The sequence below is a fragment of the Glycomyces sp. TRM65418 genome, from assembly GCF_019710475.1.
Classification (GTDB): domain Bacteria; phylum Actinomycetota; class Actinomycetes; order Mycobacteriales; family Micromonosporaceae; genus Glycomyces.
The window spans coordinates 219,673-241,474 of the sequence record NZ_JAJFAX010000001.1; the positions used below are offsets into that span (position 1 = coordinate 219,673).

General features: G+C 72.2%; 19 protein-coding genes and 1 riboswitch. Of the genes, 8 read left to right on the forward strand and 11 right to left on the reverse strand.

The window, feature by feature from the left end:
* The first annotated feature begins 11 nt into the window (after nt 1-11).
* Nucleotides 12-1,814, forward strand: coding sequence for an ABC transporter ATP-binding protein (locus K3N28_RS00930; protein WP_228090595.1), 1,803 nt, complete (start codon nt 12-14; stop codon nt 1,812-1,814).
* A gap of 113 nt (nt 1,815-1,927) precedes the next feature.
* Complete coding sequence (locus tag K3N28_RS00935; protein WP_228090596.1) at nt 1,928-2,548, forward strand: MBL fold metallo-hydrolase; 621 nt, start codon at nt 1,928-1,930, stop codon at nt 2,546-2,548.
* A gap of 84 nt (nt 2,549-2,632) precedes the next feature.
* Here K3N28_RS00935 and K3N28_RS00940 read toward each other — a convergent pair whose 3' ends face one another.
* The 3 genes from K3N28_RS00940 to K3N28_RS00950 are packed head-to-tail and all read right to left on the reverse strand — an operon-like array spanning nt 2,633 to nt 5,479.
* Nucleotides 2,633-3,430 carry an energy-coupling factor transporter transmembrane protein EcfT gene (locus K3N28_RS00940; protein WP_228090597.1) on the reverse strand — a complete coding sequence of 266 codons (798 nt, stop codon included), beginning with the start codon at nt 3,428-3,430 and terminating at the stop codon, nt 2,633-2,635.
* Complete coding sequence (locus tag K3N28_RS00945) at nt 3,424-4,866, reverse strand: ABC transporter ATP-binding protein (RefSeq protein WP_228090598.1); 1,443 nt, start codon at nt 4,864-4,866, stop codon at nt 3,424-3,426. Before K3N28_RS00945 ends, K3N28_RS00940 begins: the two co-directional genes overlap by 7 nt.
* Before the next feature lie 7 nt (nt 4,867-4,873).
* Nucleotides 4,874-5,479, reverse strand: coding sequence for an ECF transporter S component (locus tag K3N28_RS00950; RefSeq protein WP_228090599.1), 606 nt, complete (start codon nt 5,477-5,479; stop codon nt 4,874-4,876).
* A gap of 35 nt (nt 5,480-5,514) precedes the next feature.
* A riboswitch (TPP riboswitch) is annotated at nt 5,515-5,617 on the reverse strand.
* Between the two features lie 89 nt (nt 5,618-5,706).
* On the opposite strand from K3N28_RS00950, the gene K3N28_RS00955 reads away from it, so the two are divergent.
* Nucleotides 5,707-6,132: an MGMT family protein gene (locus tag K3N28_RS00955; RefSeq protein WP_228090600.1), complete on the forward strand. Its 426-nt coding sequence runs from the start codon at nt 5,707-5,709 to the stop codon at nt 6,130-6,132.
* An 80-nt stretch (nt 6,133-6,212) separates the two neighbouring features.
* On the opposite strand, the gene K3N28_RS00960 is transcribed toward K3N28_RS00955, so the two are convergent.
* Entirely contained in the window at nt 6,213-6,806 is a 594-nt protein-coding gene (locus K3N28_RS00960; RefSeq protein ID WP_228090601.1) for a DUF1349 domain-containing protein, read from the reverse strand.
* Between the two features lie 59 nt (nt 6,807-6,865).
* On the opposite strand from K3N28_RS00960, the gene K3N28_RS00965 reads away from it, so the two are divergent.
* Nucleotides 6,866-8,998 carry a RecQ family ATP-dependent DNA helicase gene (locus K3N28_RS00965; RefSeq protein WP_228090602.1) on the forward strand — a complete coding sequence of 711 codons (2,133 nt, stop codon included), beginning with the start codon at nt 6,866-6,868 and terminating at the stop codon, nt 8,996-8,998.
* 165 nt (nt 8,999-9,163) lie between these two features.
* Here the strand turns inward: K3N28_RS00965 and K3N28_RS00970 are convergent, their stop codons facing one another.
* Together K3N28_RS00970 and K3N28_RS00975 are read right to left on the reverse strand one after the other, a co-directional pair.
* Complete coding sequence (locus K3N28_RS00970) at nt 9,164-9,949, reverse strand: SGNH/GDSL hydrolase family protein (protein ID WP_228090603.1); 786 nt, start codon at nt 9,947-9,949, stop codon at nt 9,164-9,166.
* 170 nt (nt 9,950-10,119) lie between these two features.
* A complete protein-coding gene (locus K3N28_RS00975; RefSeq protein WP_228090604.1) occupies nt 10,120-10,908 on the reverse strand; it encodes an SGNH/GDSL hydrolase family protein in 789 nt (262 codons plus the stop codon).
* 226 nt (nt 10,909-11,134) lie between these two features.
* On the opposite strand from K3N28_RS00975, the gene K3N28_RS00980 reads away from it, so the two are divergent.
* A complete protein-coding gene (locus K3N28_RS00980) occupies nt 11,135-11,695 on the forward strand; it encodes a hypothetical protein (protein ID WP_228090605.1) in 561 nt (186 codons plus the stop codon).
* 8 nt (nt 11,696-11,703) lie between these two features.
* On the opposite strand, the gene K3N28_RS00985 is transcribed toward K3N28_RS00980, so the two are convergent.
* A complete protein-coding gene (locus K3N28_RS00985; protein ID WP_228090606.1) occupies nt 11,704-12,642 on the reverse strand; it encodes a DMT family transporter in 939 nt (312 codons plus the stop codon).
* 164 nt (nt 12,643-12,806) lie between these two features.
* Here K3N28_RS00985 and K3N28_RS00990 point away from each other — a divergent pair, with 164 nt between their 5' ends.
* Together K3N28_RS00990 and K3N28_RS00995 are read left to right on the forward strand one after the other, a co-directional pair.
* Nucleotides 12,807-13,466, forward strand: coding sequence for a hypothetical protein (locus K3N28_RS00990; protein ID WP_228090607.1), 660 nt, complete (start codon nt 12,807-12,809; stop codon nt 13,464-13,466).
* A gap of 504 nt (nt 13,467-13,970) precedes the next feature.
* A complete protein-coding gene (locus K3N28_RS00995) occupies nt 13,971-16,889 on the forward strand; it encodes a glycoside hydrolase family 2 TIM barrel-domain containing protein (protein ID WP_228090608.1) in 2,919 nt (972 codons plus the stop codon).
* Between the two features lie 158 nt (nt 16,890-17,047).
* On the opposite strand, the gene K3N28_RS01000 is transcribed toward K3N28_RS00995, so the two are convergent.
* The 3 genes from K3N28_RS01000 to K3N28_RS01010 all read right to left on the reverse strand — a co-directional run bounded on the left by K3N28_RS01000 (nt 17,048) and on the right by K3N28_RS01010 (nt 19,827).
* A complete protein-coding gene (locus K3N28_RS01000) occupies nt 17,048-17,281 on the reverse strand; it encodes a CsbD family protein (protein ID WP_228090609.1) in 234 nt (77 codons plus the stop codon).
* Between the two features lie 87 nt (nt 17,282-17,368).
* The gene (locus tag K3N28_RS01005) at nt 17,369-18,934 is read right to left on the reverse strand and encodes an ABC transporter substrate-binding protein (protein WP_228090610.1); all 1,566 of its coding nucleotides are present in this window, start codon (nt 18,932-18,934) and stop codon (nt 17,369-17,371) included.
* The gene (locus tag K3N28_RS01010; RefSeq protein WP_228090611.1) at nt 18,931-19,827 is read right to left on the reverse strand and encodes a hypothetical protein; all 897 of its coding nucleotides are present in this window, start codon (nt 19,825-19,827) and stop codon (nt 18,931-18,933) included. Before K3N28_RS01010 ends, K3N28_RS01005 begins: the two co-directional genes overlap by 4 nt.
* 265 nt (nt 19,828-20,092) lie before the next feature.
* Between K3N28_RS01010 and K3N28_RS01015 the strand changes: the two genes are divergently transcribed.
* Nucleotides 20,093-20,599, forward strand: a complete 507-nt coding sequence (locus tag K3N28_RS01015; protein ID WP_228090612.1) for a GNAT family N-acetyltransferase — start codon at nt 20,093-20,095, stop codon at nt 20,597-20,599.
* On the opposite strand, the gene K3N28_RS01020 is transcribed toward K3N28_RS01015, so the two are convergent.
* Nucleotides 20,596-21,774: a sulfotransferase gene (locus tag K3N28_RS01020; protein WP_228090613.1), complete on the reverse strand. Its 1,179-nt coding sequence runs from the start codon at nt 21,772-21,774 to the stop codon at nt 20,596-20,598. The two genes, K3N28_RS01015 and K3N28_RS01020, sit on opposite strands and share 4 nt — an antisense overlap.
* Between the last annotated feature and the right edge of the window lie 28 nt (nt 21,775-21,802).

Below are 21,802 nucleotides of genomic sequence, written 5' to 3' on the forward strand. Positions count from 1 at the left end.
GAGGGCCGGGCATGCCGGCCCAGTCGAAGGCGGACGACTTCCGCGGCACGGTGCGGCGGATCCTCGGGCTGCTGCGGCGCGACCGCCTGCGGCTGGCCTCGGTGCTCGGCTTCGGCGTGCTCATGGTGTGCGGGATGCTGTCGATCCCCACGGTGCTCGGCCGCGCCACCGACCTCGTCATCGACGGCGCGGCCGCGGGAGGCGGCCTCGACTTCGCGGGCCTGGGCCGGTTGCTCGGGCTGGCGGTGGCGCTCGCGCTGGGGACCTTCGTGGTCACCGTGGCCAACGGGCGCACGATCGCCAAGCTGGCGCAGACGATGGCCTTCGCGCTGCGCGCGGAGGCGGACCGCAAGGTCTCGTCGCTGCCGTTGCGGTACTTCGACTCCCGTTCGCGGGGCGAGGTGCTCTCGCGGGTCACCAACGACATCGACAACCTGACCCAGACGGTGGGCGTGGTGACCCAGCGGATCGTGCAGGGCCTGCTGTTCCTCGTCGGCGTCCCGATCATGATGCTCACGATCTCGCCGCTGCTCACGCTGGTGGTGCTCGCGACGATGCCGCTCACGGTGCTGGCGGCGCGGCAGATCGGCAAGCGCAGCCAGCCGCGGTTCGCCCAGCAGTGGGCCACCACGGGGAGGCTCAACGGGCACGTCGAGGAGATGATCACCGGGCATCAGCTGGTGACGCTGTTCGGGCGTCAGGCCCAGGGCGCGGCGCAGTTCAAACGCCACAACGACGAGCTGTACGAGCACACGGTGCGCGCCCAGTGGGTGGCGGGCCTGCTCGGCCCGGCCATGGCGTTCCTGGGTTCGGTGACCTACGTGCTGGTCGCCGTGGTCGGCGGGCTGCAAGTGGCCGCGGCGGTCCTCAGCTTCGGGCAGATCCAGGCGTTCATCCAGTACACCGGGCAGTTCTCGAACCCGCTGAACATGCTGGCGGGCCTGTTCGGCCAGGTCCAGTCGGCGGTGGCCTCGGGCGAGCGGGTCTTCGAGTTCCTCGACGCCGAAGAGCAGTCGCCGGATCCCGCGGCGGCCGGCGACGCGCTGGCATCGGTGCACGGGCGGGTCGCGTTCGAGGACGTCTCGTTCCGGTACCTGCCCGACGAGCCGCTCATCGAGCACCTGTGGCTGTCGGCCTCGCCGGGCGAGACGATCGCGATCGTGGGTCCCACGGGCGCGGGCAAGACGACGCTGGTGAACCTGCTCATGCGCTTCTACGACCTGGACGCGGGTCGGATCACCGTGGACGGCGTCGACGTGGCCACGGTGGAACGGGAGCGGCTGCGGCGGCGCATCGGCATGGTCCTGCAGGACACCTGGCTGTTCGACGGCACGATCGCGGAGAACATCGCGTACGGCAGGCCGGAAGCGAGCCGCGAGGAGGTCGTGGCCGCGGCGTCGGCGGCCCACGCGGACCACTTCATCCGGACCCTCCCGGACGGCTACGACACGGTGGTCGGCGCGGAGGAGGGCAGCCTGAGCGCCGGGGAGCGCCAGTTGGTGACGATCGCGCGGGCGTTCCTGATCGACCCGTCGATCCTGATCCTCGACGAGGCGACGAGCTCGGTGGACACCCGCACGGAGATGCTGGTGCAGCAGGGCATGGTCGCGTTGCGGCAGGGGCGCACGAGTTTCGTGATCGCCCACCGGCTCTCCACGATCCGGGACGCGGACGTGATCGTGGTGATGGAGCACGGCCGGGTGGTGGAGCAGGGCGGTCACGACGACCTGCTGGCCGCCGGCGGGGCCTACGCCCGCCTGTACGAGGCGCAGTTCGCCCAGCCCGCGGCGGACCCGGAGACGGCGGGCACGTGACGGTGCGGCGGTCGGCCGGGGCGAGTCCCCGGCCGACCGCCGCCGACGCGCCGAGTCCTCGGGTTTTCGAGGAGGCGCCGCCCTCGGCCGCCGCGGCGTTCTACGGTGAGAACATGCGACTCACCAAGTTCGGCCATTCGTGCGTCCGCTTCGACACGGACGCGGGCAGTCTCGTCATGGACCCCGGCGTCTTCTCCGACCCCGAAGCGCTGGACGGCGTGGACGCGGTCTTCATCACCCACCAGCATCCCGACCACTGCAACGACCCCGAGCTGCGGAAGCTCCACGAGGACCGGCCCGAGGTCCGCATCTACGGCCCCGACGCGCTCGCGGAGGTGCTCGGCGGCATCCCGTTCACCGCCGTCAGCGCGGGCGACACGGTCCCGGTCGCGGGCACCGAGGTCGCGGTCGTCGGCGAGCGCCACGCGGTGATCCACCCCGACATCCCCGTGATCGCGAACGTCGGCTACATCGTGGACGGGATCTTCCACCCCGGGGACGCGCTCACGGTCCCCGACCTGCCGGTGCGGGCGCTGCTCGCGCCGGTCGCGGCGCCGTGGCTCAAGTTCTCGGAGGCGGTGGACTTCATCCGCACCGTCGACGCGCCCGCGGTGTACCCGATCCACGACGCGATCCTCAGCAAGGACGGCGTGGCCATCGTGGACCGGATGCTCGTGAACCTCATCGGCGACCCGTTCCAGCGCATCCCGGACAACGCGACGGTCACCGCCTGAGCCAACGCCCGTAAGGGCACCGGTCCGAAGTGGCGCCGGTCGCCGGTTCGACGCCCGTGGCGGCGCGGGCGTCGTCGTGCGCCTTCAGGCGAAGACCGTGAAGGTGCCGTAGGCGGCGCTGGTGGCGATCGCTCCGGCGCACACCAGTACGCCGGCGCCGATGACGGCCCAGTCCGCTCGGCGCATCCGCTGACGCCTGGCGTGGGTCCGCGGGATCTCGGAGTCGAAGCCGCGGGCGTCCATGGCGGCGGCCAGTCGGCCGGCGCGGCGGATCGCGCCGACCAGGAGCGTGAACATGGTCGAGCCGAACAGCCGCGCGCGCCGCAGCGGGTTCCATCCGCCTTCCAGGCCCCGGGCGCGGCGCGCGGCGGCGATCTGGCGCCATTCGGCTCCGAGCAGCGGCAGGAGCCGCAGCGCGGCCAGCGCGCCGATGGTGAACCGCGGCGGCGCTTTCAGTTGCTGCGTCAACGCGTCGGCGAGGTCCGTCGGGTCGGTGGTGGCGAAGCCGAGCACGCCCGCGGTGGCGGCCACGCAGACCCGCAGGCCGATCTCCGCGCCGTCGAGCAGCGCGCCGGAGCTGATCGTGATCGGGCCGATGGCGACGAGGACGGCACCGGTCTGCTCGGCGGCGAAGACGGCGTTCACGATGACGACGGTGCCCGCGGCGAGCCACAGCCAGTACAGCCGGCGCGCCAGCGCGCCGATGCGGATGCCGGCGAAGGGGACGGTGGCGAGGAGTGCGCCGAGCAGGAGCAGCTGCGTGAGCCAGTCGGCGGCGACGAGCGCGGTGGTCGAGACCGCGAAGGCGGCGAAGAGCTTCGCGACCGGGTTGACGCGGGCGATCGGCGCGTCGGCGTCGCAGACGGGGGCGAGGGTCAGCATCGGGTCGGCTCCTCCGCGATCCGGCCGCCGCGCAGGACGAGTTCGCGCCCCGCGAGGGCGGCGGCGAAATCGCGGTCGTGGGTGACCGCGAGGAGCGCGGTCCCCTCGTCGCGGATGTCGGCGGTGAGGTCGACGAGTTCGCCCCAGGTGCGCCGGTCCTGCCCGAAGGTGGGTTCGTCGAGCAGCAGCACGCCGGGGGCGGCCGCGAGGGCTCCGGCGACCGAGAGGCGTCGGGCCTCACCGCCGGAGAGGGTGTGCGGGTTGGCGGCGGCCAAGTGCGCCAAGTGGAGTCGTTCGAGCAGTTCGGACACGCGGGCTTCGATCCGCGCTTTCGGCCAGCCGGCCTGGTGCGGGCCGAAGGCGAGTTCGTCGCGGACCGTGGCGGTGACGAACTGGTGCTCGGGGTCTTGGAAGACCGAGCCGACCCGGGTCGCGAGGCGTCGGGCCGGGAGCTTGTGGAGCGGCCGGGCTTCGCCGGGGACGGTCACGCGGCCGCCGGTGGGTCGCACGAGCCCGCCGGCCAGGAGCGCCAGCGTGGACTTGCCGGAGCCGTTGGGTCCGGTGACGGCGAGGAGTTCGCCTGAGCGCAGGTCGAAGGAGACGTCGTCGAGGGCCGGCCGGTCGGTTCCGGGATGGGTCAGGCTCAGCGACTCCCCGCGCAGCGCCGTGTCGCCCGCGGCTCGCGCCGGGCGCGACGGGAGCGGCGCCCCTGGGACCCAGACGCCTTGGGCGGCAAGCGCGTCGCCGTGCTCGGCGAGGACTGCCGCGGCGGGTCCGTCGGCCAGGAGGGCGCCGCCGGGGCCGAGGGCGACGACGCGGTCGACCAGGTCGAGGATCTCGGCGACGCGGTGCTCGACGACGATGAGGGTCGCGTCGGTGTCGGCCAGCGCGGCCCGGAGGGCGTTCCGGACGTCTCGGGCCCCTTCGGGGTCGAGGTTGGCGGTGGGCTCGTCGAGGAGGATCAGCTCGGGCCGGCGGGCGAGGACTCCGGCGAGGGCGAGGCGCTGCTGCTCGCCGCCGGAGAGGGCGTGGGTGGGGCGGTCGAGCCCGTAGGGGAATCCGACGGCTTCGAGGGATTCGCGGACGCGCGGCCAGATCCGGTCGCGCGGGACGGCCTGGTTCTCCAGGCCGAAGGCGACGTCGTCGGCGCTGCGGGCCATGACGAGCTGCGTCTCGGGGTCCTGGAAGAGGATGCCGACCCGGTCGCGCTGGTCGGCGGCGGGCTTGCCGTCGAGGAGGACGTCGCCGTCCTGGTCGCCGGAGTCGTCGGTGAGGAGGCCGGCGAGCGCGGCGAGGAGGGTGGACTTGCCCGACCCGGAGGGGCCGAGCAGGAGCACCCGCTCGCCGGGCTCGACGCGGAGGTCGACGCCCGCGACCGCCTGGGCGCGGCGTCCGGCGTGGCGCCAGGCGAAGCCGCGGAACTCGACCGGGATCATCGTCGGGTCAGATCCGGTCCCGATCGCGCCCGGCGGGGAACCGGTCGAGGACCCCGGTGGGGAGCATGGCCGTGACGAGGGCCATAGAACCGAGGCCGGCGACGAGCGCGCCGGAGAGCATGGCGAGCACGAAGTAGGGGACCTTGAACTCCCACAGGCCGGTCGTCGGGTAGTAGTTGCGCACGTCGAACCAGGCGAGGGCGACGGCGGCGAGCGCACCGCCGAGGAGCGCGATCGGCGTGGTGTAGCGGCGGTAGCGGGTGGAGGCGAAGGCGAGTTCGCCGCCGAGGCCTTGGAGGAGGCCCTGGTAGATGACGGCGACGCCCCAGAAGGAGCCGAGCAGCGCCGAGATGGTGGCGGCCAGGCCTTCGGTGAGCAGGCCCGCGCCGGCGCGGCGCACGATCAGGGGCGCGAGGACGGCGGGGATGAGCCAGACGCCGTTGAGGATCGATTTCAGCGGCGGGTAGAAGGCGAGGGCGGATTCGAGGCCGGTCCAGACGAATCCCCAGGCCCAGAAGACGACGCCGAAGGCGACGGCGAGGACGGCGCAGGTGAGGATGTCTACGGTGCGCCAGCGGCCGGGGGCGGCGAGGGCGGGGCTGTCGGCGGGCATGGGCTTGCCTTTCAGAGTGCGTGGACACGGCGCGACAGCGGCACACGACGACTTCCTACGCCGGCATTACCCGGATCAGGTGTGAGGGTCTGCGGTCGGTTCCGCACTCTCAGCCAGTCGGCTCCCCTGTCTGCTTCGACGGTAACACCAGGCGGCGGGGCGGCGGCGCGAGCGAGCCGCGCAGGTGGCGGGCGACGCCTCCGGGCGCGGCCGCTAGGCTCGCCGGCATGACCACTGAGCGGGATTGGGAGCTGGTGCGCCGGGTCGTGGACGCGTTGCCGGAGGGCACCTGGACCTCGTACGGGGACCTCGCGGAGCTGATCGGGACGGGCCCGAGGCAGGTCGGCGCGTTCATGCGGGACGACGGCGGGGTGCCGAAGGCGTACCGGGTGCTCACGGCGGGCGGCACGGTCTCGGAGGGCTACCGCTGGGCCGACGGCCGCAGCGGCCGGGACGTGCCCGACCTGCTGCGTGCCGACGGCGTGGTGGTGACGGGGAAGGGCCGGGCCGATCAGGCCCAGCGCATGTCGGTGTACGACCTGAGACTGCTGGCCGCCGAACTCGAGGCAGACGCGAACGAGACGGCATCCGACGACAGCCACGGTGGGTTATATCCGATAAATCGTGATATTTCCGGCCTAAGGGACCCCTGACGCAAAACTACCCGACGGGTGCGACATCCGCCGGATATGAGTCCGACTCGGATGCGTCAGAGGTCGGGGACGACCGCGGGTCAGTGCAGTTCGGCGTCCGGTTCGGTGAGGCGCCAGCCCGTGAACTCGACCGTGAGCCCCGCTCGAGTCGGGGCGCAGCAGTAGGGCCCGGCCTTGGCCGGGGCGTCCGGGTCGAAGGGCGCGAGGCGGACCAGCCGCCACGGCTCGTCCTCCGCGCGGGCGCGGATGACGACCGCGTCGGCCTGGCGGGTGGCCCGCATGGTGACCTCCTTGCCCGCCCACTCGGGCACGGGGCCGGTCGACCAGTCGGACTTGCCGTCGGTGACCACCGCGCCCAGCTGCAGTGCGCCGTCGGCGAACTCGACCCCGGTCTTGATCCAGCGTTCGGCGTCGACGCGGATCATCAGGCCCGCCTGGTCGAACTGGGCGTCGAGGGCGGCGACGAAGACGACTTCGATCGCCTGCGCGGGATCCCAGTCCTCCAGGAGCGCGTGCGCGTCGTCGTGGACGAAGCCGTAACTCGTGTGCCGCCAGGCGTCGCTGCCTTCGGCCGCGGTGACCCGCAGCCGTCCGCCCGCCTCCTCCGCCGCGACCGGCAGCGCGGTCCAAGCGCCGGACTTCCAAGGGATTTCAATCGGTGCTTCGATCTCCATCGCACCGAGCCTAGTAGTGCCCTCAACGCCTGTCGCACCAGTCCGGTAGAACGGTGCATATGGCAGAAAACGCGGCCCGGCCGCTCAGAGACGAAGCCGAAACGCTCCTGCGCGCCCTCGCCGGCGAGCATGCGCGGCTCCGAGAGGACCAGTGGCGCGCCATCGAGGCGCTCTGCGAGGGCGCGGCGGCGCCGGGGAGCGCCCACGGCAGCGCTGGCCGCCGTGTGCTCCTGGTGCAGCGCACCGGTTTCGGGAAGTCCGCGGTGTACTTCACCGCCACGGTGCTCCTGCGCCGCCGCGGCGCCGGCCCCACGGTGATCGTCTCGCCGCTGCTCGCGCTCATGCGCAACCAGATCGGGGCCGCCGAGCGCGCGGGCGTGCGCGCCCGCACCATCAACTCGGCCAACCCGGAGGACTGGGACGCCATCGCGGAGGCCATCGCCGAGGACGCCGTCGACGTGCTGCTCATCAGCCCCGAGCGGCTCAACAACCCCGCGTTCCGCGACCACCAGCTCCCCAAGCTCGCCGCCGGCTGCGGCATGCTCGTGGTGGACGAGGCCCACTGCATCTCCGACTGGGGCCACGACTTCCGGCCCGACTACCGGCGCATCGCCACCTTCATCGCGGAATTGCCCGACAGCGTCCCGGTCCTGGCGACCACCGCGACCGCGAACGCCCGCGTCTCCGACGACATCGCCGAGCAGCTCGACAGGCGGGACACCAGCACGCTCGTGCTCCGAGGCAGCCTCGACCGGGAATCCCTGCGGCTGTCCGTGGTCGAGCTGCCCGACAACGCCCACCGGCTCGCCTGGCTGGACGAGCATCTGCCGCGCATCGAAGGCTCGGGCATCGTCTACACGCTCACCGTGGCCGCCGCCGAGGAGGTGAGCGACTACCTCTCCGGACGCGGCCACGCGGTCGCCTCCTACACCGGCCGCACCGACAACACCGAGCGCCTGCAGCGCGAGGAGGACCTGCTCGGCAACCGGCTCAAGGCGCTCGTGGCGACCAGCGCGCTCGGCATGGGCTTCGACAAGCCCGACCTCGGATTCGTCGTCCACTTGGGAGCGCCGTCGTCGCCGGTGGCGTACTACCAGCAGATCGGCCGCGCGGGCCGGGCCCGCGACCGCGCCGAGGTGGTGCTGCTGCCCGGCAGCGAGGACCGGGCGATCTGGGAGTACTTCGGGTCACTGTCGTTTCCCTCGGAGGACGCGGTGCGGCGCACGCTCGACGTGCTCGCGGCCGAGGGCCGGGCGCTGTCGACGGCGGCGCTGGAGACGCGGGTCGATCTGCGCCGCACCCGTCTGGAGATGATGCTCAAGGTCCTCGACGTGGACGGCGCGGTACGGCGCGTGAAGGGCGGCTGGGAGGCCACCGGGGAGCCGTGGACCTACGACGCCGAGCGGTACGCGAAGGTGGCCGCGGCCCGGAAGCACGAGCAGGGGCGGATGCTCGCCTACGAGGCGACCGACCAGTGCCGCCTCGAGTTCCTGCGCCGGGAGCTGGACGACCCCGAGGCCGCGCCGTGCGGGCGGTGCGACAACTGCACCGGCGCCCGCACCGAGGCGAGCGTGTCGGCGGCCGCGGCCGAGGGGGCGGCGGCGGCGCTGTCGAAGCCCGGCGTGCCGTTCGAGCCGAAGCGCATGTGGCCCACGGGGATGCAGGCGATCGGGATCGACCTGAAGGGGAAGATCCCGGCCGATCGGAGCGCGGAGCCGGGCCGGGCGTTGGCCAGGTTGTCGGACATCGGCTGGGGCGGTCCGCTGCGCGAGCTCCTGGCGGACGGCGTCGACCGGGAGGTCCCCGAGGACGTCTTCAAGGCGGTCGTGCAGGTGCTCGCGTCGTGGGACTGGGCGGAGCGGCCGACGGCGGTCGTCTCGATGGGGTCGCTGTCGCGTCCTCGCCTGGTCGACGGCCTGGCGGAGCGGATCGCGCGGTTGGGCCGCATGGAGTACCTGGGTTCGCTGGGGCGGGCCGCGGGTGCGGGCTCGGGCGCGCACCGCGCCAACAGCGCGCAGCGGCTGCAACAGGTGCTGGAGTCGTTCGCTGTGGACTTCCCGGTTCCGGCGTCGAGCGTGCTGCTGGTGGACGACGTGCGCGACAGCGGCTGGTCGATGACCGTGGCGGCCATGCGGTTGCGCGAAGCGGGGGCTGCGGCCGTCTACCCGTTGGCCCTCGCCTTGCAGGCCTGAATGGAGCGGTGGCTCGACCTGTCGCGTTGGGCGGGGCTGCGGCGGCGACGCCGACGGCCGCTTCCGCGGGCCGACCGACGCCGCCCGAGGCCTCTGCCTCACCCGCTGCGCCTGAGCCGCCGACGCCCGCCGGCCCCGACGTGACGGGCCTGCGGGCGTCGGGCCTCACAGGGCTTCGAGCAGGGCCGGGAGGTAGCCGCCGCTGTGACCCGCGGCCTTGGGGTGGTACGGGATGTCGAGCAGGGTGAAGCCGTGGAGCCACGGCTGGCGCGAGCAGATCTCGTGGCCGGTGAACTCGTCGCGCACGTCCACATAGGTGAACCCGTGCGCGTCGGCGGCCGTTTCGATCACGGACGAGAGCACGTCGGCGCCGACGTTCATGCGCTGCTGCTCGGCGATGCTGATCGTCCCCAGCGCGTCGCAGGTGTTCCTGGCGGCGAAGAGGCGCGGATAGCCGGTCACGTAGACCTCGGCGTGCGGGGCGCGCTCCTCGATCGCGGTGTACACCGCGTCGAGCTTCGCGGGGAGTTCCTGAGTGGCCTTGCGCTCGGCCTCCTCGATCGCCGGGAAGCAGTCCGTCAAGGGGGCGATGCACGCCCGGATGGCAGAGGTCCAGTCGATGTCGTTGCCGCCGATGCCGATCGTGACCAGATCGGTCTCGGCGTCGAGCGCCTGCACCTGGTCCTCGAGCACGTCGCCGGTGGTCGCGCCCCCGCAGGCGACGAAGGTGAGCGACGCGCCCAGCTCCGCGGCGAGGAGCGGCGGGTGCGCCCGCCGCGAGCGCTGGCACATGTAGTCGGTGTAGGACCCGGCGCCCGAGCCCGACGTGTAGGAGTCGCCCAGGGCGACGTAGTCGAGCGGCGCGCCTTGGGCTTGGGCTGCGGCGGGGACGAGGATGAGGACGGCGAGTGAGGCGACCGCGATCGCCGCGGCCCGTCGGAGTCGGTGCATGGGGAGCTCCTTCACGAAAGTCGTCATTGACTTGCCACATATTGTGAACTCATGAGTAACTTGTGGGGAACCCCTGCACCGCCACAAATCGGGAACTTTACATATCCCGTTCTATAGTTCTCGTACTGCGTTGTGGGCCAGGCGGTTCAGCGGGCGACTCGATCATGGTCCTAGAGCGCTCCGGCGATCGCCGGGTAGTAGCCGTCGCGGTGCCCCATGGCGTTCGGGTGGTAGGACTCGGCGACAGGATGGCGCAGGCCGTGCAGGTACTCGACCTCGTCGCACACCGCGTGGCCCGCGAAGGCCTCGCGGACGTCCACATAGGTGAATCCGTGCCGCTCGGCGGTGCTCTGGAGCACCTCGGCGAGCCGGTCGGCCGCCTGGTTCATGCGCCGCTGCTCGGCGATGCTGTTCTGCCCGAACGCATCGCACGTGTCCCGCTCGTTGAACAGCCGCGGATAGCCGAGCACGTAGACCGCGGCGTTCGGGGCACGACCCGAGATCGCGCTGTACGCGCCGTCGAGCAGACCGGGCAGTTCGTCGCTCATGCGGGCCTCGGCCGCTTCGATGTCGTCGGTGCAGTCGGTCAACGGGGTGATACAGGTCCGGATGGCCTCGGCCCATCCGATGTCGTTGCCCCCGATGGTGACCGTGACCAGATCGGTCTCGGCGTCGAGTGAGTCGAGCTGCGTGGCCAGCAGATCGGCGGTCGTCGCGCCCGAACAGGCCGCGAACGCCAGCTCGGCCTCCAGCGCGTTCGCCAGGAGGCTCGGGTACGCCAGATTCGAGCGCAGGCACTCGTGGTCGAAGTAGTCGCCGGCGCCGGTCCCGGAAGAGTAGGAGTCGCCGAGCGCCGCGTACTCGGTCGCGAAAGGGAGCGCCTGGGCCGCGGCGGCGGGCAGGAGAACGAGCGGGGCGGCCGCGGCGAGGGCCGCGGCCGCAAGTCGGGCAGGGATCATGCGGGCTCCGTTCCGAGTCGGTTCGAGAGGGAACGTTAATGCCCGAGCAGTGATATTCACGGAGGAAACCGCTAGAAACGGGAAAAGTGTCACAGAGACGACGCACCGGTCGTCGCGACGCGGCACGGCTCGAGCCGCGCGGGATTCAACGCCGCGGCGCCCGATCGACGCCGCGCTTTCCCCGAGACGCGGCGCTGACGTCACCCTCCTCCCCTACGCTGGACGCATGGGTGAATCGACGGCACCGCGTCGCCGGACCATGTCCGACCAGGCGCTCATCGAAGGCACCGGCGCGGACTGGAAGACCTGGCTGGCCCTCCTCGACGAACGGGGCGCGGCCGAGCTCGACCACGCCGCCATCGCCCGGCTGCTGATGCGCGAGTTCGAGATCGACGGCTGGTGGGCCCAGTCCATCACCGTCGGCTATGAGCAGGAGCGCGGTGTGCGGGCACCGGGGCAGCGACCCGACGGCGCCTTCAGCGCCACCGTCTCCAAGACCCTGGACGTGCCGATCGGCGCGGCGTTCGAGCATCTGGCCGATCCCGAGACGCAGGCCGGATGGGTCGGCGACCTCGAGCTCGTCCAGCGCAGCGCCTCCCCGCCGGCATCGGTGCGCTTCGACGCCTCGGACGGCAGCCGGGTCCTCGTGAACCTGTCGGTGCAGGGCGAGACGAAGACGGCCGTGCAGGTCGAGGTCGCGAAGCTCGCCTCCCCCGAGGACGTCGGACCGGCCGAGGAGGCGTGGAAGACGCGTCTGGAGCGGCTCGCGGCGCAGCTGGGGAACTGATCCGGCGCTTAAGACTTCGGCGCCGGCGCGGCGACGTCGGTGGCCTCCACCGGCGGAACGGCGGCGGGCTCGCCCTGGCGTCCCCGCGACCGCGAGATCGCCACGCCGAGGAGCGCCAACGCACCGCCGGCGAGCGTCAGCCAGGTCGGGACCTCGCCGAGGAAGAGCCAGGACATGCCGACGACGATCGCCGGGACCACGTACGTCGTCGCGCCCAGCTTCCCCGCCGTGGTGTACCGCAGCGCGTAACCCCAGGTGAGGAAGGCCAGCGCGGTCGGGACCAGACCGAGATAGAGCACGTGGAGCGCCGCCGAGGTCGGCGCGGACTCCAGCTGGGAGAACAGGAGCGGGGCGAACGGCAGGCACAGGACCGCGGCGATCGCGTTGCCGAAGGCGGTGAACTGCAGCGTGGTGCAGTGGCGCAGGGTGGGTTTCTGGACGACCGCGCTGATGGCGTACGTCAGGGCCGAGACCAGGCACAGCAGCACCCCGGCGATCGAGGCGGCGCCGTCGCGGGACATCGAGAGGCTCACGACCGCGACCCCCGCGAAGGAGATGGCGATGCCGATGAAGAGGCGGGGCGGGAAGCCCTCCTTGAGGACCCAGCCGCCGAACAGCGCGATGAGGATCGGTCCGATGTTGACGATGAGCGCGGCGGTCCCGGCGTCGACGAGCTGCTCGCCCCAGTTGAGGGCGACCATGTAGACGCCGAACCAGAGCACCCCGGCGGTGAGGATGCCGGGCCAGGCGCGGCGATCGGGCAGGCCTTCGCGGCGGACGGCCCACACGGCGAGGAGGACGATGCCGGCGACGGCGGCGCGGCCGAGGGTGAGCGGCCCCGGGTCGAGGTGCTGGCCCGCGTCCCGGATGGACACGAAGGCCGAAGCCCAGCACAGGACGGTGACGCCGATGGCCAGGGCGGCACGGGTGTGGATACGCTCGCTCACGGGCGTTGGCTCCTCGGGACGGGCGGCGGTCGGGTGGGCGCCGCGGACGGACGGGCGCGGGTGACGCCGGGCCAAACCTAGCATCGAGGTCGGGTTCCGGGCATCTGTTGAATGACGGGGAACCGGGTCGCGCCGGGCGGCGTCTTAAGGACATGATGGGACACATGACTATGCAACGGTTGATCCCGGTCGCGGCGCTGCTCATGCTGGCGGCGTGCGGGCAGGGCGCGGATTCCGGAAGCGAGGGCGGGCCCGACGCGACCTCGCCGACCACGACGCAGACCGGCGAGCCGGACGCGCCCGCCGACGGCGTGGTGTACCAGGGCGCGCTGACGGTGCTCCAGGGCGTCGACCGCGACGCGCCGGAGTTGTGCGGCGTGGTCGCGGAGTCGTACCCGCCGCAGTGCGGGGGCCTGCCGGTGACCGGCTGGGACTGGGACACGGTCGACCACGAGGAGGCCGAGGGCGTGCGGTGGGGCTCGTACATCGTGACCGGCACGTACGACGGGAAGTCGCTGGTGCTCACCGAGGACCCGGTGTCGACCGAGACGGTCGACATGGACGACTACCCGCACCTGCAGTACGAGGAGCCGGAGATCGGCGACCCGGCCGAGGACTTGAGCGCCGAGGAACTGCAGGCGATCGCCGACGAGCTGACCACCGAGTTCCCGAGGATCGTGTACGGCGGCTGGGCCGACGAGCAGAACGGGGTGGCGCTGGTGGACACGCTGCTGGTGACCCCGGAGCTGGAGGCGTACGCGGCCGAGCACTACCCGGAGGACGCGGTGGTGTTCTCGACGGTGCTCAAGCCGATCGAGGAATAGCGCCGGGACGAACACCGGGTCCAGGCGATAGATACGTCATCCCTTGAGGGACCGGCCCTCGGCGAAGCCGGCGAGCCGTGAAGGTGCGGAGCGGCAGGTGCACGCCGGGGGTCCGGCATGTTCGGCGACCGCGGACCGCGCCTCGGTCGGACGGTCTCGCACCAGAACGACGCGCGGGTTCGTCGCGCACCCGCACCCGCACCCGCACCCGCACCCGCACCCGCACCCGCACCCGCACCCGCACCGACCATGGATCATTCCCGCGTGCTTCACGCGGCGCCACCCGTTCGGCGGCACCTGCCGCTCCCCCCGCCGTCCGCTTGACGGGACGGCCCGGACGGGCCGGGTTCCGTCCGCTTCGCCATGGCGGACAATTGGCGAGCCCCCGCCGCCGAACCGAGACGAGGCGGTCGCGCCCGCGCGCGGCAGCTCGGCGCGTGCGGGCTCGCAGTCCGGCGGACCGGCGCCGACCGGACGATCGCACGACCGAAAGGGAACCTGGCGATGAGCCGAACCGATTTCACCTACGTGGAAAGCGTTAGCCCCGGCAGCGGGCGGCGTGATCCGCGGGCGGCGCTGGCCTCCGACGCCGCCGCGCTCAGCCTCGACGGCGACTGGCGCTTCCGGCTGGGAGCCGGCCTCCACGACACCACCGAGGGCTTCGAGGACCCCGCCTTCGACACGAGCGGCTGGGACACGGTCACCGTCCCGTCGATGTGGCAGATGCACGACCTGGACGGCGACGCGCCCTACGGGAAGCCGCAGTACACCAACACCCACTACCCGTTCCCGGTGGATCCGCCGCGGGTGCCCGACGCGAACCCCACCGGCGAGTACCGCCGCTCCTTCACCCTCCCCGCCGACTGGCCGGGAACCGGCCGCACCCTCCTGCGCTTCGAAGGCATCGACTCCTGTTTCGCCGTATGGCTCAACGGCACCCGCCTCGGCGACGGGAAGGGCTCGCGCCTGCCCACCGAGTTCGACGCCACACCCCACATGGTGCCGGGCGAGAACACGGTCGCCGTCCGGGTCCACCAGTGGTCGGCCGGGTCCTACCTGGAAGACCAGGACATGTGGTGGCTCTCGGGGATCTTCCGCCCCGCCGCCCTCCTCCACCGCCCCGAGAACGGCCTCGAGGACGTGTTCGCCCACGCCGACTACGACCACACCACCGGCCTGGGGACCCTCCGCGTCGAGACCACCCCCGGCGCCCGCGTGAGCGTCCCCGAACTCGGCATCGACATCGCCGCCGGCGAGAGCGCCACCGTCCCAGTCGAACCGTGGACCGCCGAGACCCCGCGCCTGTACGACGCCCAGATCGCCACGGCGACCGAACGCGTGCACCTGCGCCTCGGCTTCCGCACCGTGAAGGTCGAAGGCGGCCTCCTCACCGTCAACGGCAAGCGGATCCTCCTGCGCGGGGTCAACCGCCACGAATGGGACCCCGACACCGGCCGCACGCTCAGCGTCGAGACCATGCGCGCCGACCTCGAACTCATGAAGCGGCACAACGTCAACGCCGTCCGCACCAGCCACTACCCGCCCGACCGCCGATTCCTCGACCTCTGCGACGAGATCGGCCTCTGGGTCGTGGACGAATGCGACCTCGAAACCCACGGCTTCGTCCACCATCAATGGCGGCACAATCCCAGCGACGAGCCTATGTGGAAGGACGCCTACCTCGACCGCATGGCCCGCATGGTCGAACGCGACAAGAACCACCCCTCGATCATCATGTGGTCCCTGGGCAACGAGGCCGGCACCGGGCAGAACCTCGCGGCGATGTCCGCGTGGGCCAGGCAGCGCGACCCCGGTCGCCCGATCCACTACGAAGGCGACCGGGACTCCGGCTACGTCGACGTCTACTCCCGCATGTACGCCGACCACGCCGAGACCGACCTGATCGGACAGCGAGCCGAGGACCCGACGAAGGACCCCGCGCTCGACGAGCACCGCCGCAGCCTCCCCTTCATCCTGTGCGAATACGCCCACGCCATGGGCAACGGCCCCGGCGGGATGAGCGAGTACCAGCGCCTGTTCGAGCAGCACGACCGCTGCCAGGGCGGGTTCATCTGGGAGTGGATCGACCACGGCGTGCGCCGCCGCACCGAGGACGGCCGCGAATGGTTCGCCTACGGCGGCGACTTCGGCGAGCCGATCCACGACGGCAACTTCGTCATCGACGGCCTGGTCTTCCCCGACCGCACCCCCTCCCCCGGCCTGACCGAGTTCAAGAAGGTCGTCGAGCCCGTCCGCATCACCGTCGACGCCGCCTCCCGCACCGTCGCCGTCGCCGACCTGCGCGACTTCGCCGACACCGGCGACCTCGAATTCGTCTGGTCCGTCGAGGACGGCGGCGAACCGACGGCCGGAGGACGGCTGGACGTCCCCGCGATCGGGGCGGGCGAGTCCGCCATCACGGCGTTCCCGGCCGCGGTCACCGACCTTCCGACGGCCGTCAACGGGGAGCGCTGGCTGACCGTCCGCGCCGTCCTCGCCAAGGACGAGCCCTGGGCCGAAGCGGGGCACGAGATCGCTTGGGGCCAGGCTCGACTGGCCGCCGTCGCGATGCCGGCCCCGGACGGCCCGTGGGTCGCGCCCGTCGCCGAGGAGCGCGGTTTCCGCCTCGGCGGCGCCCGCTTCGACGCGCTCGGTCGCCTCAGGGGCATCGGAGGGATCGCGATCGAGGGGCCGCGGCTCGACCTGTGGCGCGCCCCGACCGACAACGACCTGCTCAGCTGGCACGCCCCCCTGGCGAACCGGTGGCGGGACCGCAGGGCGGCCCTGTACCGCCTGGAGCACAAGGTCCTCGGCATCGAGTCCACCGAGGAGGGTCTCACCGTGGCCACCCGCATGGGCGCGGCCGGGGCCGAGATCGCCATGGGCGCGGTCTACCGGTGGCGGCTCGCCGGCGAACGCCTGTGGCTCACCGTCGAGGTCGTCCCCGAAGGCGACTGGGACTTCCCGCTGCCGCGGCTGGGGGTGCGCGCCGAAGTGCCGAAGGATCTCGACGAGATCACCTGGTTCGGCGGCGGGCCCGGCGAGGCGTACGCCGACACCCGGGCCGCCGCCCGCATCGGCCGCCACAGGTCCACCGTGGCCGAGATGCAGACCCCGTACGTCTTCCCGCAGGAGAACGGCTCCCGCATCGACGTGCGCTGGGCGCGCCTGTCCGGGGCGGGCCGCACCCTGCACGTGTTCGGCTCGCCGCATTTCGCCTTCACGGTCCGGCCGTGGACGAGCGAGGATCTGGAGGCCGCGAGGCACCCGCACGAGCTGGTCGAACGCGACCGGCTCTCGGTGAACCTCGACGCCGCCCTCCACGGGATGGGCTCGGCCGCGTGCGGGCCGGGGGTCCTCCCCGAGCACCGCCTGCTGCCCCAGGCGACCGCGTTCACGTTGGGCTTCGCGGCGACGGAGTGAGACCGCACGCGTTCGGGCCGGGCCACTGCGTGGCCCGGCCCGATGCGCTCGGTGCGCCGCTCCTGATGCCTACGGCGGCCTGCGCCGTGGGCGGCGAGCGGTGCCCGCCTCAGTCGGTCTGCCGCGGCGGCCTGGGCCGCCGGGCGAGTGCCGACCGGTCAGCGACGCTCGTTGTGCCGCCGATCGTCGTCGGTGAGACGCTCCTTGGCGTCGTGGAGCTTGTCGTCGCCTTCCTCTCGGAAGTCGTGGAACTCTTCCTTGGCCTTGCCTTTGAGCTCTTCGGCTCGACCCTCGTTGGCCATGCTGTGGTTGTCGGTCGCGTCGCCGACCTTCTCCTTAGCGCGGCCCTTGAGCTGTTCGGCCTTGTCCTTCGCTTTGTCGAAAGCGCCCATGTGTGCCGTCCTTTCAACGAACGGGAATTTCCATCGGGGGTGTACCCGGTCTGAGCGACGGCCACACCTCCCGTGGTCAGGCCCCGATCACTCGGCGGGCGTGACGTAGGTGTCGAGATCGGGCAGCTCGGCGGGATTGGCCGGGTAGGGCAGGGGCACCACCGGCACCCATTTGCCGCCCGGGTTGCCGCCGCGGTTGCTCGCGAAGCTCAGCGTGCCCGTCGCGCCGCGCACCACCTGCTCGCTGTTGAGCAGCAGCAGGTGCTCCCGGACGTCCACCGGCAGCGGCGCCGCGACCTCCCACGGGTTCGTGATCCGCACGGCGAGGATCGCCGTCGCGAGCGCGTCGTGGTAGGTCATGGCGTAGCCGTCGGCGAGGGAGTGGGGGTCGCGGTCGACGAGGGTCGTGTAGTCCTCGTGGAACGCCGCGAACCACTCGGGGGCGGGGGTCGCGCCCGTGGCCCAGCCGGGATCGGCCCCGGCGGCGTAGAACACCTCGAGCCGGCCGGCGTCGACCCATTCGGCGATCTCCCGCTCGCGCTGCATGTCGGTGCCGGTGACGCCGAAGAGGACGGTGAGCGGCCGGTCCAGGCAGGCGCGGACGCTGAGCGCCTCCAAGAAGACCTTCAGGTCGGGTTCGCGCCCCGCGAACAGGACCGCTTCGGTCTCGGCCGCGCAGATGTTGCGGGTGATCGGGTCGAACACCTCGGGGCCGCCGGACTGGATGGAGCGGCCGGGGAACGGCTGGTGCGACCCGGCGATGTAGTCGGCGAGCTCGGCCTCATAGGCGGTGCGCAGGGTGGTGGTGTAGCGGTCCTGGGCGGTGCTGTCGTAGACGAGGACGGCCGAGGCGATGTCCCCGCGCGCGTCGAGGTAGCGGCGCAGGGCGACGGCGAAGTCGGTGTTGCTGGGCGCGGTGCGGATGAGGCCGTCGATGGCGTCGTGGTCGATGCCGTCGGCGGTGGTGACACCGGTGACCATCGGGATGCCGGCCGCCGACAGGCGCTCGGCGGCGGCGACGGTGTTGTCGCTGCTGACGCCCTGGCCCATGACGGCGACGAGTGGGACGTCGTCGTCGACCATGTCCTCGAGCCGCCCGACGGTGTACTCCCAGTGGGTCTGGCGGGCGCCTTCGTTGGCGAGCACGAGCTGGACGTACCGGAGCCGGTCGCCGAGCTCCTGGGTGCGGTTGGCGCGGTGCAGGGCGACGTAGGCGCCTTCGAGAGCGCTCTGGATCTTGTCGGCGCTCATGGCGCTGTCCTCGGTGGTGGTCAGGGTCGTGAGCAGGGCGATCCTGACGAGCGGCAGCCCCTCGGCGGCGGCCTGCCGGGCGGCCCAGTCGTTCTCGGCCTTGATGTCCTCCTGGATGCGGGTGAACTGGTCCTGGAAGACGAAGGAGCCGTCGGTGACGCCGACGCATTCGCCGCCGAGTTCGCGGACGCCGCTGCCGAGGCCCCCGCATCGCAGGTCGGCCCAGAGTCGCGGGCCGAAGACGACGGCGGCGACCGCCACGACGGCGACCGTGGTCAGGATCGCGAATCGGCGCAGCCGACGCCGACGCTTCGCCCAGAGGAACGAGCCGGGGCTGGGCGGGAGGGAGAGCGGGCCGTCCGCGGGGGCGTCGGTGTCGGCCGAGGTCGCTTGCTCGCTCATGTCCGGCTCCCCTCGACCGATTCCGAGGGCGGGCGCAGCCCGTCGCCGATGACCAGCAGCGGCGGCGGCGCGAGGCCTTCGGCCGCGAGTTCGGCGAGCACGGACCGCAGTCGCTCCCGCAGGATCGACCCCGTCCTGGCGTGGGAGTGGCGCAGCAGGATGACGCTGCGGTACCACTGGTGCTTGGCGAGTCGGCCTCGGCCGTAGGCGTGGCGCAGGTCGGCGAGCATCGCCTCGATGAGGAGGCGGTCGCGCTCGCGGCGGTTCGGCGTGGCGTTGGCGCCGGGAGGGTGGGCGTGGTGGTTCAGTTCGCTCAACCGCGCCTCGGGCACGGTGACGTCGCCGGGTCGGTCGCGGTGGCCCCACCATTTGTAGAAGTCGTACAGCGAGGGGTACCGGCGCTGCATCACGGAGACGGCGAACGCTCCCGCCAGCGCGACCCTCGGGCCGATCTGCGCCAGCAGGGCCACGATGCCCTCCTTCTTCTGCTGCGTGAGCAGCGGCGGCGCGATGGTCTGCCTCGCGGCCGTCCTGAACGCGCGCGAATAGGCGAGCCCGTAGGTGTTGTCGATGCGTTCGGCGATCACCGCGAAACCCACTTCGAGTCGGCGGAACCACAGGCGCGGGTAGTGCTCGCACGGCCGCTCGAGGCCGGTCTTCGCGGTGGCGAGGAGCTCGGGAAGCTCGTCGACGGTGAAGTCGGCGCAGTCGATCAGGGCGTGGGGCGCTTTGCCGTTGAGCGCGGCGGCGATGTCGGCGAGCAGGGTCTCGGGCGCCGAGGAGGGGATTTCGACATCGTGGAGGGTCGGTCCGACCGGCGTCGACGGCGCGGTCGGCGTGTCGAGGTGCGGCCTGATTTTCGCGAACTCGTGTTGAGCGGTCGTTGCGGACATGCGGGTTCCCTTCGGGGTGGCCTCGGCGGGCAGGGAATCACTCGATGCGGGGTCTATCGATCTTAGACGATACGTGCACTGGTCGGGACCGGTCCCGATCGGCGTCCGTTGAGGACGCTTCGCGCGTTCGGCCTGCAGCGGTGGCGAAGTCGTCGGACGCCCGCGGCGGCGGGGCTCCGGTGGAAGGTCGGGCCTCGAACACGACGGCGTCGAGCGGCGCGGGATCGCCGGTGCGGGTGTCGGTCCCGCGAGGCAGAATCTTCTGATGGTCTCCGGTGATGTGCAGATCCGCCCCGCGCTTCCCGCCGAGTACGCCGCGCTCGGGGAGTTGACCGTCCGCTCGTATCTCGACGGCGGGTTCCTCCTCGGAGGGCTCGACGACCCGTACACGCCGAAGCTGCGCGACGTCGCCCACCGGGCCGCGAACGCGCTCGTGCTCGTCGCCGTCGACGGCGAGCGGCTCCTCGGCGGGGTCACGCTCGCCTTCCCCGGTAGTCCGCTCGTCGAGCTGGGCGGGCCCGGCGAGGCCGAGATCCGGATGCTCGCGGTCGATCCGGCGGCGCACGGGCGCGGGGTCGGGTCGGCGCTGGCCGCCGCGTGCGTGGAGCGGTCCCGGGCGGAGCCGGGGATCAAGCGCATCGTGCTGAGCTCGCAGACGACGATGCGCGCGGCCCACCGCGTCTACGCGCGGCTCGGGTTCGAGCGGACGCCAGCGATGGACTGGCGGCCCCTGCCGGCCGTCGAGCTGTGGGCGTTCGGGCTCGACCTCTAGAGCAGGGCGCCGAACGTGCGCTTGTAGTCGGCGAGCGCCCGGTCGACGTCGCCTTCGGTGAGGCCGTAGCGGGCGAGGTCGTAGCGGTGCCCGGTGGGACGGTCGAGGAGCGAGGCGTCGAGGGCGCGCTGCTCGGTCGGGCCCCAGGGCGCGCCGAGGCGTTCGAAGAGCTCGGGCATCCGATCGCGCGCTTCGTCGGTGAGGTGCCGGTAGGGGACGTCGAGGACGGCGTACGCGGGCATGCGCCGGCGTGCGGTGCGGGCCCGGTCGAAGCCCGTGGCGAAGAGCCCGAGCCAGGTCCGGCCGATCGCGTGCAGGTCGATCTCGCTCGTGTTCATGCTCATCGCGGTCTCGTTCATGGAGCACAGGGAGGCCAGCGCGGCGGCCGGGTCGCGGTGGGTCCACACGATCTGGGCGTCGGGGAAGGCCTGCACGAGCGCGCCGAGGTTCCACAGGTGCGCCGGGGCGCGCAGGATCCAGCGGCGGCGGGGCCGCCCGTGCTGGAGGACCTGGAGGGCCTGCTTGAGGTAGCGGTAGTCGGCGGTGTAGTCGCGTTCGAGCATCCACTGGACGTAGCCGGGCGGGTGGACGCGCACGAGGTGGCCGATGCCGTGCGGGAGGACCCAGACGCACGCCTCGGGCTTGTCGGCGGCCATGTCGTAGACGGTCCTGAAGGTGGGGACGGCCTTGCCGATGCCTTCGACGACGCGTTCGGACCGGCGCCGGTGGTCGGCGCCCTCGAGGTCGGGGTACATGAGCTCGTGCATGAGCGGGGAGCGGTGGGGCTCGGGGGCCGCGAGGAGGCGCTGGAGCATGGTGGTGCCGGTGCGGGGGACGCCGATGACCACGATGGGGCGGCTGATCGGCTCGTCGGCGATCTCGGGTCGGAGGGCGTGGAGTTTGCGGACGCGCAGACGGCTTTCGAGGCGGTCGGTGACCTCCTGCTGGACGCCGACCCAGCCGGTGAGGGTGAGGCCCTCGACGTCGGCGTAGCCGCGCAGGAGGACGCGCATGTCCTCGATGAAGGCGTCCTCGCCGTGGGCGGTGGACTCGGTGCGGTCGACGGCCTCGCGGACGGCGCGGTCGAGGAGCCGGTCGACCTTCTTGCGGCGGCCCGCGATCGCGGGGGTGAGGACCGTGTTGACGGCCTTGACCCAGGGGGCGACGCGTTCCATCCGACCACTCCTTTTGTCCCGCTTATGA